The sequence below is a fragment of the Kallipyga massiliensis ph2 genome (assembly GCF_000311985.1).
Taxonomy (GTDB): Bacteria; Bacillota; Clostridia; order Tissierellales; family Peptoniphilaceae; genus Kallipyga; species Kallipyga massiliensis.
Genome location: NZ_HE978585.1, coordinates 1311381 through 1329447 on the forward strand (window position 1 = coordinate 1311381; position 18067 = coordinate 1329447).

Annotated in this window: 10 protein-coding genes; 2 read left to right on the forward strand and 8 right to left on the reverse strand. The window is 36.8% G+C overall.

The window, feature by feature from the left end; translation table 11 throughout:
* Positions 1-233: 233 nt before the first annotated feature.
* Complete coding sequence (locus HGKM_RS06000) at positions 234-590, forward strand: plasmid mobilization protein (RefSeq protein WP_000013382.1); 357 nt, start codon at positions 234-236, stop codon at positions 588-590.
* A gap of 2 nt (positions 591-592) precedes the next feature.
* Positions 593-1924 carry a relaxase/mobilization nuclease domain-containing protein gene (locus tag HGKM_RS06005; RefSeq protein WP_019134438.1) on the forward strand — a complete coding sequence of 444 codons (1332 nt, stop codon included), beginning with the start codon at positions 593-595 and terminating at the stop codon, positions 1922-1924.
* A gap of 69 nt (positions 1925-1993) precedes the next feature.
* Here the strand turns inward: HGKM_RS06005 and HGKM_RS06010 are convergent, their stop codons facing one another.
* From HGKM_RS06010 to HGKM_RS06045, 8 genes are all read right to left on the reverse strand, one after another.
* Positions 1994-2653: a single-stranded DNA-binding protein gene (locus HGKM_RS06010; RefSeq protein ID WP_009381489.1), complete on the reverse strand. Its 660-nt coding sequence runs from the start codon at positions 2651-2653 to the stop codon at positions 1994-1996.
* Positions 2654-2693: 40 nt separating this feature from the next.
* Entirely contained in the window at positions 2694-11411 is an 8718-nt protein-coding gene (locus tag HGKM_RS06015; protein WP_019134439.1) for a helicase-related protein, read from the reverse strand.
* An 84-nt stretch (positions 11412-11495) separates the two neighbouring features.
* Positions 11496-12527 (reverse strand): PDDEXK nuclease domain-containing protein, encoded by a 1032-nt coding sequence (locus HGKM_RS06020; protein ID WP_001030694.1) that lies wholly within the window; start codon positions 12525-12527, stop codon positions 11496-11498.
* Between the two features lie 28 nt (positions 12528-12555).
* The gene (locus HGKM_RS06025; RefSeq protein ID WP_000389423.1) at positions 12556-12735 is read right to left on the reverse strand and encodes an AbrB/MazE/SpoVT family DNA-binding domain-containing protein; all 180 of its coding nucleotides are present in this window, start codon (positions 12733-12735) and stop codon (positions 12556-12558) included.
* Between the two features lie 80 nt (positions 12736-12815).
* On the reverse strand, positions 12816-14528 hold the full coding sequence (locus HGKM_RS06030; RefSeq protein WP_034579773.1) for a DNA topoisomerase 3: 1713 nt from the start codon (positions 14526-14528) through the stop codon (positions 12816-12818).
* Between the two features lie 94 nt (positions 14529-14622).
* Positions 14623-16167, reverse strand: a complete 1545-nt coding sequence (locus HGKM_RS06035; RefSeq protein ID WP_019134441.1) for a CD1107 family mobile element protein — start codon at positions 16165-16167, stop codon at positions 14623-14625.
* Positions 16142-16381 (reverse strand): hypothetical protein, encoded by a 240-nt coding sequence (locus HGKM_RS06040; protein WP_019134442.1) that lies wholly within the window; start codon positions 16379-16381, stop codon positions 16142-16144. Before HGKM_RS06040 ends, HGKM_RS06035 begins: the two co-directional genes overlap by 26 nt.
* An 11-nt stretch (positions 16382-16392) precedes the next feature.
* Positions 16393-18067: CHAP domain-containing protein (locus HGKM_RS06045; protein ID WP_034579775.1), on the reverse strand; the 1675-nt coding region annotated here is incomplete at its 5' end.

Consider the following 18067-nt stretch of genomic DNA (forward strand, 5'->3'; position numbering starts at 1 on the left):
CTATTATACCATAAATATGAGCCTCCCTCTTCCCATCTCTTGTTAAATTTGATATACTGTTTTGAAAATATGCTTAATGCTTGCTATCTTTTGTAGCAAGCACAGTAAGTGTACGGACACTTACGAAAAAATTGACGAAGCAGCCCTTTGGGATCTGCTTCTTTTTTTATCAATTTTTAACTTGTTAGGGAGAACCCTAAGACCCCGAAATACATTCAAAGGAGTAACTAACTATGGCAAATAGAATAAGAAACGAAAGACTTGAAATTAAACTAACTGAAGAAGAAAAGGCTCTTTTTGAAGAGAAAAAAAGACTTGCGAAGTGTAGAAACATGAGCCATTTCATCCGCAAATGCGTTTTGGAAAAGGAAATTTATCAAGTGGATTTAGAGCCTTTCAGGGATTTACAAGGCTTGCTTTCTAATGCAACAAACAATATCAATCAGATTGCAAAGCGAGTAAATTCGACAGGTGTAATCTACAAAGAGGACATCAGTGATATAAAAAAAGAGATTGAACATTTCTCAAAAGAGCTGTGGCAAATTCATTCACTACTTCTGAAAAGAACATCTGAAACGGAAGGTGAATAATAATGGCTATTACAAAAATACATCCAATAAAATCGACTCTTAATCTTGCTATCGACTACATTGTAAATGGAGATAAAACAGACGAGCAGCTTTTAGTAAGCACTCATAAATGCCACGAATCAACTGCTCACACTCAGTTTTTAAGGACACGAAATGACGCAGGAACAAAAGGAACCGTTCTTGCAAGACATCTCATTCAATCATTTTTACCGGGAGAAACAAGTCCTGAATTGGCTCACCAGATTGGTATGGAGCTGTGTAAAAAGATACTCAAAGATGAGTACGAATTTGTCTTATCTACTCACGTAGATAAGGGGCATATCCACAATCACATCATCTTCAATAATGTAAATATGGTAACAGGTAGGTGCTACCAGTCTAACAAGAAAAGCTACCATCAAATCCGTTATCAGAACGATAAACTCTGCAAAGAAAATAACCTATCTGTCATTGACGAGTTTTACGAACGCTATAAGAAAAAATATAAGACTAACGGTAAATCTTGGTATGAAAACGAACAGGCAAAACATGGCGCTTCTTGGAAAAGTAAGCTTCAATTTGACATTGATAGAATAATAAAACAGTCAAAGGACTGGGACGAATTTTTAAAGAAGATGACTGATCTTGGCTATGAAATCAAATACGGTAAGCACATTGCTTTTAAGCCAAAAGGTAAGGCGAGATTTACAAGGGCTAAAACAATCGGAGAAGATTATACCGAAGAAAGATTAAAAGAACGAATTGCAGAAAGAGAGTTTATCAAGACTCCTACCGTCAAAAAACGCATCGGCAATGTTATTGACATGAACACAAATGTTAAAGTAAAAGAAAGCAAAGGCTACGAATATTGGGCAACCAAACATAACCTTCATACAATGGCTGAGTCTGTTATTTATATCAGAGAACATGGCATTAAATCCGTTAAACAGCTTGACGAGTATATTCAAAAAGCAGCCGATGAAAGGCAAAATATACAAGAGAAAATCAAGGCTATTGATAAGGAAATGCAGAAGCTTTCTACCACTATGGAACAAGTTCATACCGTTAAAAAATACAGAGCGTGCTACAAGGAATATACTGCTAATCCGTCTGACAAGGCATTTTTTGAAGAGTACAAAGTTCAGATTACCCTATATGAAAAGGCTCTCTCAGAGCTTAAAAAATCCTATTCCAAGCTCCCAAATTCAAAGGATATTTTAGCTGAGCTTGATAAATTACAAGAAAAAAAGAACACCCTTATGCAAGAGTATTCTTCCTCAAAATCCACTATGGACGAGCTTTATAAGATACGAAAAAATTACGGAATTTATATGGGTAAGGAGATGGAGAGATAATCTTTATCTCCTTTTTTCGCAAATAAAAAAAAGAGTCGGTGCAGTCCTAAGACCACACCGACCATAAGTTTATCTCTCAGCTTCTTTTGATGTTTCTTTCTTTTCTTTAGGCTTTTCCTTATCTTCAGCCTGATATTTTTTGATAGCTCCAAGCACAGACTCTTTCTTTTCATCTCGACCTTTCATCTGTTCTTTTGCCTTTAAGAGCTTTGAAGAAAGTATCCTGATGTTAGTATGTTCCTTGCCGTTATCGTCAACGGAAGTTCTGATCTGTCCAAAGAGTTTTACAAAATCTCCCTGCTTAAAGTCTTTTGGAATATCACCCTTTTCTCCGTATGCGGAGCAATTATGATATACCTTATTCCCCTCATCATCTTTAGATGCCACAGAGAAATTTACTACCTTGAAGGCTTCTCCGTTCTTATTTTCTCTTTCAACTACATCGATCTTTCCTACAATATTTCCAACGATATTAACAAGATTATCTTTCTCCTCTTGAACATAAGGAAGATCTTTAATCTGCCCCTGTTCTCTTAAATCTTCAATCATGTAATCAAATTCCTCATGCAATAAATTAACGGTGTCATTGTCCATATAAGCCTCATAGAGCTTATCCAAAGCACTTTCATCGTTGATACCTTTTTCCATGCTGATAACCGCCTTAACAAAGTCCTTGTGATTATCACTTACCATATCTTCTATCTGATTTCTCATTGTTTTGTAATCCATGTTTTATCTCCTTTCATGGTAAAAGGGAGGTTTCCATCCCTTATCGTACATATTCCTGTTCTTTTGCAGTTTGTTTTTCTTCTGTTTTACTTTCTTCCTGATAGGCTCTTATCTGTCCTAAGATAGATGGTTTATCACCCGTTTTCTGTGTGGCTTCCTCTTTGGTATGCAGATTATCTTCAACATCATAGGTTGACTCAAAATAATCGCTGTCCTTAAAGTCATTGTCATATCTGTCAGCAATTCCATCATTATCAAGGTCTTTAGAAAGTGGATCATAGAAGTTACCTTCATCATCAATTTTAAGTCCCATTGCTTGCTTTAATTCTTCTTCATCTACCGAAACAAAGGTATTAAACTCTCCATTTTCCATTTCAAATTTTATGACATCAAGAGCCTTTTCAACACTTCCATTTTCCTTTACATAATCATAATGACTTACTACAACATCATTTACATATTGAGTTGCTGTATAATTCTCAAGATCTAACTCAAACTGTATGCCATGTCTTTCATCCGGTGTATCAGTATAAGCAATTCCTATGTGCTTTAAATCAGGATATAGAACGTCAAACTCATCATAACTATGATTTTCTTCATACTCTCTGTTGCAGAAGTCAATGATGGCTCGTTTTACATCTTCTGCAAGGGGATTATCATTTCTCTTTTCTTCCACTTCTCCCATATCAAGGAGCTTATTCAGTTCTGCCAAGCGAAGCACCTTATCCTTTAGTTCATCAGCTTTTTCAAAAGGCTTTTGTAATTCCTCTTTGGCATTTTCAAGCTGTTCTTTTGTGCTGAAGAGCTTTTCTTCAAGCCTCTTTAATTTCTCAGGCATTTTCTCAAGAGCATTATCAAGCCTTGTAATATTACCGTCCGCACTCGTTCCAAGCTCTCCTGAATGCTTTGCAGCACCGTTTAAGCTGAAGTTATGCTCATTGGTGAAGAAATTGTAACTTACCTCTAAATCCATGTTTCTATACTTACCGATAACTTTGCTTTCATTGATTTTTACTTTAGAAATAGCTTCAAGCAGCTTTTCTCCGGCTAATTTCTTATCCGTAAATTTCTCACCTAAAATGGTAATGGAAGTAAACTTTTCCTCTCCTTCCGCTTTAGGTTCAACTTCTGATATATCTTTCTTGACAGCTTCTATGAGTTTTTCTGTTCTTGAAATTTCTTCCGGATAGTTTTTAGCAACCTTATCCTCTAATCTGTAACGGTTGGACTTGTAGTTTGCTTCAAGCATTTTAAGTTTTGTAACTTCATTATCTAAGTCCATTTTCTCCTTGATTTTCGGATCACCTGTAGCAAGGGCTTTAATCTCTGCATAGTTTAAGCTGCTTTCGTCCACATCTTCCGCCACTCTGACAGGTGTTTTACTTGTCATAATCTGAGAAATGAACTTCTGTTTATTCTCGATGGTCTGCCAAAGGTACGCATCAAAGGTATTCTCCGTAACATAACGATAGATATTCACTTCCTTGTTTTCATTTCCCTGTCTTACAATTCTTCCGGCTCTCTGCTCAAGGTCGGCAGGACGCCATGGGACATCTAAATCATGAAGTGCAATCAGCTTGTTTTGCACATTCGTTCCGGCTCCCATTTTCTGTGTTGAACCCATTAAAATACGAATCTCACCTTTTCTTACCTTTGCAAAGAGTTCATCCTTTTGCTTATCAGAATTTGCTTCATGGATAAAGGCTATTTCTTCTTTCGGTATTCCCATTGCCACAAGTTTTTCTCTAATATCATCGTAAATATTAAACTCTCCATCTCCTTTTGGAGTTGACATATCGGAGAAAAGAAGCTGTGTAGACTTATTTTCTTTTGTCTTATCCCAAATGGCAAAAACATTTTTCACGCACACATTGACCTTGCTGTCAGGATTATCCGGAAGCAGTGGATTGATTAAACGCTGATCTAAGGCGAGTTTCTTACCGTCATTGGTAATCTTCAGCATATTATCTTCATCCGGCTCTACTACCCTGTTTCTCACATCTTCAGCTCTTTCCGATAAACTCTTTAGGATTTCTTTTTGCTCCTCACTTGGCAAAGTTTTAATAACTTCATAGTGTGCTTCAGGTGTAGGAAGATTAAGCATATCTGCTGTCTGAATATCCGCAACTTCTTTAAACATAGACATTAGTTCAGGAAGGTTATAGAACTTGGAAAATCTTGTCTTTACTCTATACCCTGTCCCTTCAGGAGATAATTCAAAAGCTGACTGCGTTTCACCAAAGGTAGAAGCCCAGCTATCAAAATGCTCCAAATTATTCTTTTTAAGGCTTTCATACTGAAGATAACGCTGCATAGTATAAAGCTCTGTCATCGAGTTACTGACAGGCGTTCCAGTGGCAAAGACAATACCTTTTCCACCTGTCATTTCATCCATGTATCTGCACTTCATAAACATATCGGAGGACTTAAAGGCTTCAGACTGCCCAATACCTGCTACATTTCTCATTTTGGTGTAAAGATAGAGATTTTTGTAATTATGTGCCTCGTCAATAAAGAGCTTATCTACACCTAATTCCTCAAAGGTTATGACATCATCTTTCTTAAAATCATCGTTTAACTTTTCAAGCCTTGTTTCCAGCTTCTTTTTTGTTTTTTCAAGTTGCTTTACGGTAAAATTCTGATTTCTGTCATGCTTATATTCCTCCACATAGTTTATAATTTCATCAATCTGATCTTGAATATGCTTTTCCTGATATTCCTTACTCATCGGGATCTTTTCAAACTGTGTATGCCCGATTACAACGGCATCATACTCTCCTGTGGCAATTCTTCCGATAAATCTTTTTCTGTTTTTCGGCTCAAAGTCTTTCTTATCTGCAACCATAATGTTAGCTGACGGATATAGCTGCATAAACTCACGACCGATTTGACCTGTTAAGTGATTGGGAACAACAAACAAGGACTTACTGCACATTCCAAGCCTTTTACTTTCCATCGCAGACGCCACCATTTCAAAGGTCTTACCACTACCTACCACATGGGCAAGCAAGTTATTTCCTCCATAAAGGCTTCTTGCTATGGCATTTCTTTGATGAGGTCTTAAATCAATTTCTGTGGTCATTCCCTCAAAAGAAAGGTTGCTGCCGTCATATTCTCTGTTACGGATAGAGTTAAAACGCTCGTTATATAACTTTACAAGTCTGTTTCTACGTTCTTGGTCGCTAAATATCCAGTTCTTAAATTCTTCCTTTATAAGCTCCTGTTTCTGTCCTGCAAGAAGCGTTTCCTTTTTATTTAATACAGAAGTTTTCGAGCCGTCCGGATTTACAATCTGGTCAAATACCTTTGTTTCTTTTAAGTTCAGTGCATCTTCAATCAGCTTATAGGCATTTACCCTTGAGGTGCCGTAGGTCATCTCTGCAAGGTCATTTCCTCTGTCCCTGCTCTTTCCTTCAACATTCCATTCACTTGTCAGATTTGAAAATTTAACCTTAATATCCCATTTGGCATATCCCGGAGTTTTCAGCGTTTCAAAGATGAATTTTTCAATATCCTTATTCGGTATCCAAGTAGCTCCGAGTCTTATATTGATTTCACTTGCTTCAAGCTCCTTTGGAAGAACTTTTGTAAGCTCTGCCTTTTGATATTCCAAACGGTTCATCTCATAGCTTATCAGCTCTTTTTCTTTGCCACCTTCCTCATAGCCAAGATGAGGTAACTCTCTTTCGGTTTGTCTTAACTTTGCAAGGTAACTGTCTACAATAGCAATCTTATCTCTGATATTTCCGCTTAGATACTCATCCTTTGTTACATAGCCGTACTTATATGAATTACTGCCGTTTGCACAGGCAAAAGGTAGATCTCCATCTTCAAGGTTAAAAGATAATGGTCTATAAAAGTTTTGTTCTTCTCTGATGTTTAGATAGATTTCTCCTCTAAGTTCTTCTATCAAAGTCGGTCTGTCTTTATCTGTAAGGCTTCCCATATACTCAAAATCCACATATCCTTTTTCAGATACCGATAAAACAAGAGCTTCAAGGGAAGTGTCTACATGGTCGATAACCTTCGCCTTTGTGATTGTTCGCTTGGAGAAAATATCTCCCTTTGCTTTGAAGTTTTCTTCTTCGTCAAGGATTTCAATGGAAGAAACAAGCGGGAAGTTGCTATCCTCTTTTAAGGCTCTGGTATTAGAAAGGTTATTGACATATCCATGTTTCTTAGAAAAGCTGTCATAAATTTCATTTAGTTTTTCCTGAGCTTTCTTTACTTCATCATCTGAAAAATCTTCTTTCTGTTTGTAAATAACGTCCTTTAAGGCAACATTTAACTCAAGATAGTCCTTAATCTTTTCCTTGTTTTTATCCGTTACTTCTTTCTTTACAAACAGGGAGTTTTCTCTGTAATAAACTTCATCATCAATAATGGTATATGAAAAGTTTTTAACATCATCTGTGGCAGGAATTGAGGTAATTTCATCATCAAGTAGCTCTATTTCTTCATAATTAGCATTTTTAGAGATTTCTTCGCTTGCTTTTGTCAGTAGCTCCTTTAAGTCTGTGTTTTCTTTTGGCAGGCAAGCTATTGTATTCCCAAATCTTCCGGATATTTCTTCCATAGAACCAAGCACCTGTTCAGGATGATCAACAAAGTATTTGTTATATAAAAGCCCGTTTTCATCTTCAGCAAGGTGAATCCAATCCTCATCCCTTTCTCTGATACTGTCCCTTTTCTTTAGGAAGATAATATCTGAGGTTACTTCTGTTCCTGCTACGCCCTTAAAGGTATCGTTCGGAAGTCTTATCGCTCCTAAAAACTCTGCTCTTGCTGCAAGGTAGCGTCTTACACTTTCGTCCTTTTTATCCATCGTTCCGCTTGATGTAATAAAGGCAATAATACCTCCGTTTCTTACTTTATCAATGGACTTGGCAAAGAAATAATCATGGATAAGGAAGTTATTTTTGTTATACTCCCTGTCATTTACCTTATATTCTCCAAAGGGTACATTGCCGATAATCGCATCAAAGAAGTTATTGGAGAAGGAAGTTTCTTCAAGCCCCTTAATCTGTATATCACTTTCAGGGTATAACAGCTTTCCAATTCGACCGCTTACAGAGTCAAGCTCTACACCATAAAACTTAGACTTATTCATTTCATCAGGGATATTGCCTATAAAGTTTCCTATTCCCATACTTGGCTCTAAAATGTTTCCCTGTTTAAATCCCATATCCGAAAGCGTCTTATACACTCCGTCAATCACTGTTTTCGGTGTGAAAAAGCTCGTTAAAGTAGATTCTCTTGCAGCTTCATACTCTGCCTGCGATAAGTTCTCTTTTAGAAAGCTCCTTGCTTCTTTCCACTGTCCACCTTTTTCTTCATCGAATACATCAGCAAGTCCTCCCCAGCCTACATACCTTGCTAAAACTTCCTGAGCTGTACTGTCAAGCTCTCTTTGTCCGCTTTCAATGCGACTCAGCATAGAGATTGCTTCAAGGTTATTATTTAACCTTTCACTTGGAGATAACTTGTCCGGGAGCGTTTCTTCCTTAATTTTAAAGTTATGAGCTTCCACTTCCCTTATTTGAGTTTCTTCAGTAGTCTGCTCTTGATGTTTATATGTTTGATTTTGAAATACCCTCTCAAGGTCGCCTTCCAGACGATAAGGAATCACATCGGAGCCTGTTATCATACCGCCAAGATATTCTGTATTGTCCTTAACCGTTACCGTCTTTAGGTTATTTCCCATATCATCAAAGCGTGTGATGGTATAGTCTTTATCCTTGTATTTGACTTCATCTCCGACAATAAAGTTCGGTCTTTCAAGGCTTATCTGCTTCATAAGATCCTCATTATCTGTAAAGGCTACAATCGGAATTTGATGATTGCCTTGCCTTACAGGATCAAGCCACAAGTCATTTCTTCCTGTGATTTCATTTTTAGAAATTTCTCTGACTTTGTACTCTTCATGATGAAAGTAGACGGTATCACCTGCTTTAACTGCAAAATCCTCTAAAGGGATTTCCTCTTTTTTATTCAGTTCTACTTCTTCTCTAACCTTTAGGTAATCAAATAAGGTAGCTTGAACTGTGTCAGCCCTTCTAACTTCTTCTGTTTCTTCAGGTGCTTCAAGTTCTTCTTCTACAAAGCTAAGTTCTCCATTAAAGACAGACTGAAGCTCCTGCTCATCCATCTGCTTTTTAAGTTCTGTATCTTTCAGCTCTCTAAAGGTCTTTGGAAAATCTTCTAAAATAAGCCTTTGGGCATTTAATTCCTTTAGTTCTTCAAGATTAAAATATCCCCATTCAGGTTCAATCCCAAGTACCAGTCCAAAGGCATCGCCACTTTCCCTGTCATATTCCGTCATATACCAAGTCCAATTAGAACGGAAAGGAATGATATATGCAGCATGAACCTCTTTATCCGCTAATGCTACATCCTCCTGTGCGTAAAGTTCCGGCACTCTTTCAAGCATTTCATCGGTCATTAAGTTTTCAGGATCATCTTTGGAATAATATTGTGGTTCTTCAATCTCTGACTTGTTTTCTGTTTCCTTTTCTTCAAGATAAAGATTTTTAGAAAACAGCTCGTCGATATGCTTTGCAACACTTGTCCAAGTAAGAAACACATCATTACAATCATTTTTCTGTAATTTAAGTCCCTTAGCATCGTGCCATTCATCACTTCCCATTGCTCCGGAAACAGCATGGGAATGTCCTCCAATTCCATATTCGTCTTTTAAGAAATTCGCTTTTTCCTGAAGCGTATGATTTTCTTTAAAAAACTTGGTGATTCGTTCTTTTCCTCTATCAACGCCACTTCCTCTTGAAAGACTTTCAAGGACTTCATCTTCTGTAATAAAGGACTTTACCTTCGGAAGTTCTGTCAAATTGGTGCTATATTCCTTTCGTGGCAGCTCAAGTTCCTGTAATTTCTGATAAAGGCTATCTACCTTGTGATAGTGAAACCTTAGTACATTCCTATTTTCTTTATATCCTGCTAAAAATCTGTCATATTCTCTGATTGTTTCTTTCAGATACTCAGGATTTTTTAATGCTTCAGATAATCTTTTTGTTTCTTCCGAAAAGCCCCCGCCTCTTTCAAAAAGTTCAAAATATCCTTGCTCTTTTCCTTCTTCACTTAAATCATGAGATAGATACCATAGAGATTCTGAAATCCGATCTCTTTCATAATCAAGAGCTTCAAAAAGCTCTACATTTGTAGCAAATTCCCCACTATTAAGAAGTTCATTTATCCTCTTTGCAGCATCATTCCAGTTTAAGACCTGCGTATCATCTTCTCTTGCAGAAGTTCCATAGGCTAAATGAATGCCTTTATCCGAATACCAGGAAGATACTTCTCTTTCATCAATGTAAAACCCGTTTCCGCCTTTAAAGGTATCTTTGAGGTATTCTCCTAATTCTTCTACTGTTTTTTCTTTGGAAAACTCAGCAATAACAGGAAGTCTGCCGCCATCGTGATTTCCTCCGTTAATAAGGACGGTATCTATATCATTCTCAGTTAGCGGAATCGTAAGGCGTGTCTGTCCATAGGAGTTTTCTGGTAAAGAAAAAGAAGCCTTTTCAGCTTCTCTTATCTCTGCCTCAGTATTTTCTTTTAAATTTCCACTACTTCCTTGATGGTCACTTCCTTTAGGGCTGAAATCATCGCCCCATACTGCGGATTGTTCTCGTCCTCTATCTTCCAAGCTGCCATCAGTTTCGGTTTCTCTGTTCTCATAAATTCTATCGCCTGTTTCTGAATGTCCATCAGGCGTCCTGTCAACTTCTTCTCCTTGTATAGATCTACTAACATCTCGAAGTGGCTCTGCTCCTCGCTCTGTGAAAGAAACTCCAGCCTCATCACTGCGTAGGTCGGATTTGGATACTTCCTTATGAAGTCCGTCTCTTCCTCCAAGCTGTTTAGCGTATTCTCCTTGATTTTCTCTATTATCTCGTCCGTACTCTCCATTTCGGAGAACTCGCTCGTTTTCATTTCTTTCCTGATCATCTCGTCGAAGTACATATGCTTCTACCTCCTCTAATTCTTCTTTAATCTTATTATATCCCGCTTCTTTTCCTCTTAAAACTTCTTTTTGAAGCTCAAGTTCTTTGCTTTTTTGAATGGTCGCATCAATAATCTTTCCGCTAATATCCGATACGGTTTCACCAAGACTCATTAGAGATATGCTGTCAAGTCTTTGAAAATTCTCTCTTAAAAGCTCGTAATCTATCGAATAATCTAACTTAAATCTTGACGCTACCGCATAGCTTACCGAGTCCCTTACAAACTTGGTAAAGGATATTCTATCCTCATCCGCTACTCTAAGTTCATTCATTAAGGTCTCTATTTTTTCATCACCGTAGAGTCTGCTTAAAGAAAAGATGTTTTCAAGTGTGCTTTCACTTTCCTCATAGCCCTCGCTTTTTATCATTTCCTTTAACACATCTTGATGATTTTCTTTGTCAAACTTCCAAAGATTTACTTCATTGACATCTCTGTTTCTTGAAACTGTCTGACCTATATCAAAAATATAGTCCACTTTTTTGAATGTGCCATAGTTCTCTAAAATGGGGATACCTTTCTGTCCTCGCATTACTGTTCGATTAAAACGTTCCCTCCAGTAGTCAAACTTGGCACAAGCTATTGCTTCAGGATTTTTATCATAGATACTTAATTGACTTCTAAAGTCATATCTTTGATTGTTTCCGACAACCTTTAAGAGCTTCAGATACTCTGCTTCACTATGAAGCACATCTTGTTTTATAAGCTCCAAAATGTTATGAAAATCATTTATTCGCATTTTTACCTCCTTCGTTTTTCCAAACAAAAAAAAGGCGGTTAGATTTTACTCTAATCACCTTTTACGCATTATATTTATTAAATTTTATTCGTTTGTTTCTTCCGCAATATCTACATATTCTTTTAATTTTCGTTGCAACAAATTCTTATCTATCAGTTTTAATGTATACTCCGATACCATTGTAGGCGAAAGACTTCTACTTAATGCAAATTCTACTACCTCATCATCTTTTGAAGCACAAAGGATTACTCCTACGCTTGGATTTTCAGTTTGTTTCTTTACTTCTCTATCCAGTGCTTCTAAATACAGGTTCATTTTTCCGATATATTCCGGCTTAAACTCTCCAATTTTTAATTCAAATGCAACTAAACAAGATAGTCCCCTATGATAGAATAACAAATCTACATAGTAATCATGATTGCCAACCTGTACCCTATACTCATTACCTATAAAGGAAAAATCTTTCCCAATCTCTAAAATAAAGTTCTTCAGATTCTGGAGAATTGACTTCTGAAATTCTCTTTCATTTCCAATCTTGGGAGCATCAAGAAATTCTAAAACATAACTGTCCATAAACAAATTATGCGTCTCTTGTTTTGCCCTTTGTATAGCAGGCAAATCGTTACTATTTGAAAGCATATAACGTTCATAATAGCCACTGTCCATCTGCCTTACCAACTCTCGGTGAGTTAGATTCTCCTTAATTGCTAAGTTAATGTAGAATTCTCTTTCTTCTTTACTTTTAGATCCTGACATTATTTTCAAATGATTAGACCAGCTCAATTGTGTCAACAACGTTGACACTTTTTCATCATCCTTATATAGCTCATAGAATTGCCTCATTCTATAAAGCCCCCTACGGGTAAATCCTTTTAAATCAGGATAATTTTCAGAGAAAAAATCGGCAACATTTTCCACAAAATTTGACCCATAACCTGCTTCTTTACTTTTCTCACTTATATACTTTCCCACTTCCTGATACATCAAAATCAATTCTTCATTGACTTTTCTATAAGCACGATCCTTTGCACTTTCGACAATCTTAACAATATCATCAAACTGATGATTATCTTTTCCAATATCTGTATTCTGCAATACCATCTTATCCTTATTCATTGTTTCACCTACCTCTAAAAACGTGCTGTTATTTTTTAATGTTTTCTTCAATAAAAGCCTTAGAATTTTGAATTTGCACTTTATCTTTATTAACTACAAAAGTAACATAATCTCCATTTTCTAAATTTAAAAGTTCCCTTATCCTTTTCGGAATAGTAACCTGTCCTTTTGCCATAACTTTTGCAGTATCCATAAATATATCTTCCATATATACTTCCTTTCGCCCTACTTTTCCTACAAAATTATAGCACTTTTGGAGTTTTTTTTCCACTCTGAATTAGTTATCTATTACTTACTATATGTCAGAACAACCTCTTTTATTTCATTTTCAATCGCTTCTAAAAATTCTTCCTTTGAAGATTTCCCTTTGGCAATATCCGCTAATTCCATTTCCCACTTTGCAGTTGTTTCCGCTGACTTAAAGGCATCGGATACTATTGTTACAAGGCTGATCCCCTTATGCGTGGCAATCAAATTTTTCTTATCTCTTTCGACAAAACCCTTATAGATTAAGTTTTCAATAATTCCTGCCCTTGTTGCAGGTGTTCCAAGTCCCTTTCTTTCCACTTCTACACCTTTTTCTAAGGCTTCATTTCCTGCAATCTCCATAGACTTTAGAAGCGTATCTTCAGTAAAGTGTTTCGGTGGTTGAGTAAATTTTTCTTTAATTTCTTTATTTTCAATACTTAAAACATCACCAATACTTACATCAGGAAGCTCTATGAACTCATTCTTCTTGGACTTGTATTCTTTAAGGTATTTGCTAAAGCCCTCGTCTCTAATTACCCTTCCTGAACTTGTAAATTCAAACCCGTCAAATTCAGCTACAATCTTTGTTGTGTTTTCCACTAATGGATAGCCTACACTTGCGTGAAGCTTATTAGAAATAAGCCTATATACTTTTGTTTCACTATCAGGGATACTCGATAAATCTTCACTCAACGAGCTTACTGTCGGAATAATAGCGTGATGATCCGTAACATTTTTTGAGTTAAATACCGTCTTGATACGCTCTGTATCAAAATCATTTTTCCCTAAAATGTTATTGACCGAACTTACAATCATATCTTCCGTTAAGCATCTGCTGTCTGTTCTTGGATAGGTAATAAGTTTCTTTTCATACAGGCTTTGAGCGTAATCAAGCGTCTGCTTTGCTGAATATCCAAAATATTTATTACACTCTCTTTGAAGTGTTGTTAGGTCAAAGGGTAAATCCGGCTTTGTAATCTTTTCTTTTTGAATGACATCAGTTATTTCAATATTATCGCCTATTAAATTAATAAGCTGCTCTGCGGTTATTTCATCACCAATTTTGTCTGTCGATAATGTAAAGCCGTTCATAGAAAGCTCTACGGTGTAGTATTTTTCTTTCTTAAAATTACTTATTTCATCATCTCTTTTTACAATCATGTAAAGTGTTGGGGTTTGCACTCTCCCGACACTGTAATTTTGCTTATACAGGCAAGAATAGAGCCTACTGATATTCATTCCAACAAGCCAGTCTGCAATAGCTCTTGCCTGTGCCGATTCAAAGAGCTTATCGTAATCTTCACCATTCTTTAGATTGGAAAATCCCTCTTTGATAGCACTATCTTCCATTGACGAAATCCAAAGACGCTGCATTTTCTTTTTGCATTTAGCTTCGTTATATACCAGTCGAAAAATACTTTCTCCTTCTCTTCCCGCATCGCACGCATTGATAACCGTATCAATCTCCTTATCATTCATCAACTTTTTAAGGATATTAAACTGCTTTTTTGTAGCCTTTGCCACTTCAAATTTGTACTGCTTCGGAATAATCGGTAAATCCGATATATTCCACTTAGCGTATTTTTCATCATAAGCGTCCGGATTTGCCATCTGAATTAGATGACCTACGCACCAAGATACCTTATATCCATTTCCCTCATAGTATCCATCTTTCTTTTTTGTAGCTCCTATTACCTTTGCAATTGATATAGCTACACTCGGTTTTTCTGCTATCACAAGTATATGTTCCATGTATATTTTTCCTCCTGCTTTCATTGTAAAAGGGCGAAAGATTTTACTCTCCCGCCCTGCGTTTGCACCCATAACAATATATTTTAAGATGCATTTATTCTTCATCATAAGCTTCTGTTTCTTCTGCTTCTCCTATTTCTTCCTCACTTTCTGCTTCCGAAAAGAAATCATCATCTTCTTCCTCTAATGCTTCAAGCTCCTTATCCTCTTTCTTTTTTACGACCTTAAAGTAATAACCTGCTCCTAATGCTCCGCCTATAACAAGAAGCAGAATAATGTATGTTCCTAAATTACTCTTTTCTTCTTTTTTCTCAGGCTTTACTTCTTCCTTAGTTGGCTCCTCTTTGCTAATCTCCTGCTTCGGAGCCTCTTTCTTTTCAACCATATTTAGAAGATCATCTTCAGATACTTCCGTTAAAAGCATTACATTTTCTTGTGTCTCATCGTGGTTGATGATGAGATGGAAGGTCTTACCGTTTTTCGTTTGAAAGGTAATAAACTGTCTTGCATCAGCAGAATACAGATCCGTTTCTTTATTATCGCCGCTATCCCCGTGATGAATAGGATAGTCCTTATTCGCATTGTCCTTATTTTCCGTAACGGTTCCTCTTGCCTTTGATGGAGCAGAAGCTACTCCCTTATTAGTATTGACAGTCTTACTTGTCCCGTCCATAGATGAATCCTGATTGTTATTGGCAGGAGCTTTCGGTGTCAGCTTATTAGGATAGCGAATATCTTTCTCTTTCGTTTCAGAATTACTTGTATCTCTTACAGTATTTTCTGAACTCGCCTGTGTAGTTGTGCTTTTTCCTGTGTTGTTTACAGGTGTTTGATTTGAAATGCCTGAGTTTGTCTTAATTCCGGAAATAGGGCTGTTCGGTACAGACGGATTAGATATTACGGGAGCCTTGTTTGCTTCATTTGCCTTTCCCTCAAGCTCTTTAATCTTTTTATTCAGCTTATCCATTTCCTTCTTCATGTCTTCTGATAAGTCCTTATTTTCCTTATCTTTTTTCATTTTTTCTTTCAAGCTTTCAATCTGGGCTTCAAGTTCTTTGATTTTTTCTTTCTGCTTATCGCTTAATTTGTCTTTATCCTTCATTTCGCTATTTAACTTATCAAGTTTTTCCTGAAGCTCCTTTGCATCTTTTTCCATTTTAGAAATATCATCTTTAGAAAGCTCTGTCTGCGTTGACTTATCTTCCGTCTTTGGAATTTTCGTCTGCGAGCTCTCATCCTCTTTCGGCTTTTCTTCTTCTGTCTGAGTCTCTTTATCTTTAACCTCAGTCTTTGCTACCTTTCGGATAATTTCATCATTTCCATCGCCTTTTACTTCATAAAATAGAAACTCATCAATAAATTTCATATTATCAGGGAGCATCGGCAGATCACCGCTGTCAAGAAGCTGTCCTTTCTCAGCTTTTATCTTTTCTTCCTTATAAACTTTTTCATCTTCAAAGATATACTTTACATTTACTTCCACTTGTGTTTGGACAGCTTTATCGCTTGTAGGTGCTTCCGTTAAGCTTTGCTCATGAGCATAAACAACTGTCCAAAGACCCAAAAGGCAGCTTATACTTACAACGACTGCAAGTGCTGCTGTCCAAAACTTCTTATTCTTTTTCCAACTGGTTTTCATTTGACTTCTCCTTTTTCATTTCTACTCTTTGTCTGTTTACCTTTGCCATCAAATCACTGATTGTAATGTTGTTCTTTCTGCAAATGGCAATGATTTCTTCGTTTCCAAGTTCTTCTTCACGAATAAATAAAGGCTCCAATTCTTCATCAATCAGAGCCTTTTTATCCTTCAACTTCTTTATTTTGTTTTTCACTACCGTTAATTCTCGTTTCACATTGTTACCTCCTATTTCTTTACGTTTGGTGGGAATCCAAATCCTACGGGATGATGCTTGCAGAAAGACGCAATCCAATTGTCTAAAGTGGTTACTCTTATTCGTCCAATATTATCCATAACTTTACCATCTCCAATATAAATTCCTACATGACCATAGGTAAGTCCTGCTGTGCTTCCGCTACTACTGCTTTCCACCGCTACAAGCATTCCCACCTTGAGTTTTGACCTGTCTGATGTAAAAGTATAGTTTCGGTACATATCGCAGGCATTTCCGCCAATATATCCAAGCCCTGCATTTTGATAGACCTGTGATACCCACATGGCACACCAGCCTGCACCTGGAGATGGCGTGATGTATGCAGCATTAACAATCTTCTTTTGAACTTCACTTGATGCTTCATACTCAACTCCACCACCTACGCCACCATTTGCACTGATAAGGTCAGAATTTCCAAAGGCTTCTCCCATATTTCCTTGTGCAAGAAATAAGGCTTCATAATGCTTTAGGTTGTCTGGATAGTTTGCAAAGACCTTTCGGATAATGCTGTCCATCTCTTTTTTATGCAGCGTTACAATGAGCTTTTTATACTCATAAGGTTCTTCATGACTTTCGGTATATTCGTTGCCATCTTCATCGGTATAGGTTTCTGTAACTGTCCTGTATCTGATTTCAACTTCTTCCCTATATTCAAGGTCATACATGGACTCAAACAATTCTTTTAATATGGATTCTACTTCCGATACACTCTTTACCTCTCCACATCTTGATGTAATATAGGATAAAAGCTCATGGACATTATGACCAATATACTCTGTATTATTTAAGATGTACTCGTCATAGCCGGGATAGTTATTTTTGACATGATCAACCTCATTTTGAAGCTCACTCTCCATAGCAGAAAAGCTCTGATTGATTTCATTTAGGACATTTGGCTTTGACAAATAGCTTGTTGTAAGAACAGAACTTGTGGAGTTCATAAAGCCTGTCATTCCCGTTCCTGCAAAGTTGATAAAGAAAGTTCCCAAAATAATAAGACCTATGAAAATAATCATAAGTCCCTTTGCTTTTCTTACTATAAATTTCTTTGAGCCTTTCAACGAGCCGATGAGGTTTTCTTTAATCCGATCTCTGAGCCTTGACTTATTCTCACGACGAATGGCTGCCTTTACCTGATTTTTCTTTTGAAATCTTTTATAGGCATTTGCTCTTTTATATTCATTCGTCTTTTTCAGGTTCTCTCTGGCATCACGAAATTCAAGCTTCGATTTTCGCTTCCTGATTTTATAATCCTTATTTGTAAGATCGTATCCTTTCTTCGCCTTTTTCTTATCAGAATATTTCTTTATGCCATGAATGAGTTTAGAGCTTGCGTCCGCCGTCTTTTCTCCTGCTTCCACCCCTTTATTTTCATCACTTCCATGAGAAAGATAATCCCTTACGGTTTCACTTCCTTTGGCAAGTCCTGAAAGGGCAGATACCTTTGCCATATCTTTCTTTAGCTTTTTCCTCTGCTCTTTAGAAAGGCTATTATGAACTTTTTCGCTTGCAGCATCTTTTCCAGTCTTTTTACCTCCAGATTTATTTTCCTTTGACACATCTTCTTTTTTTCTTGTATAAAGGCTTTCGGTGTAGTTTTTCCTCTTATACTTTCTCTTTTTAGCCTCATAACTTTTAGAGGAACTT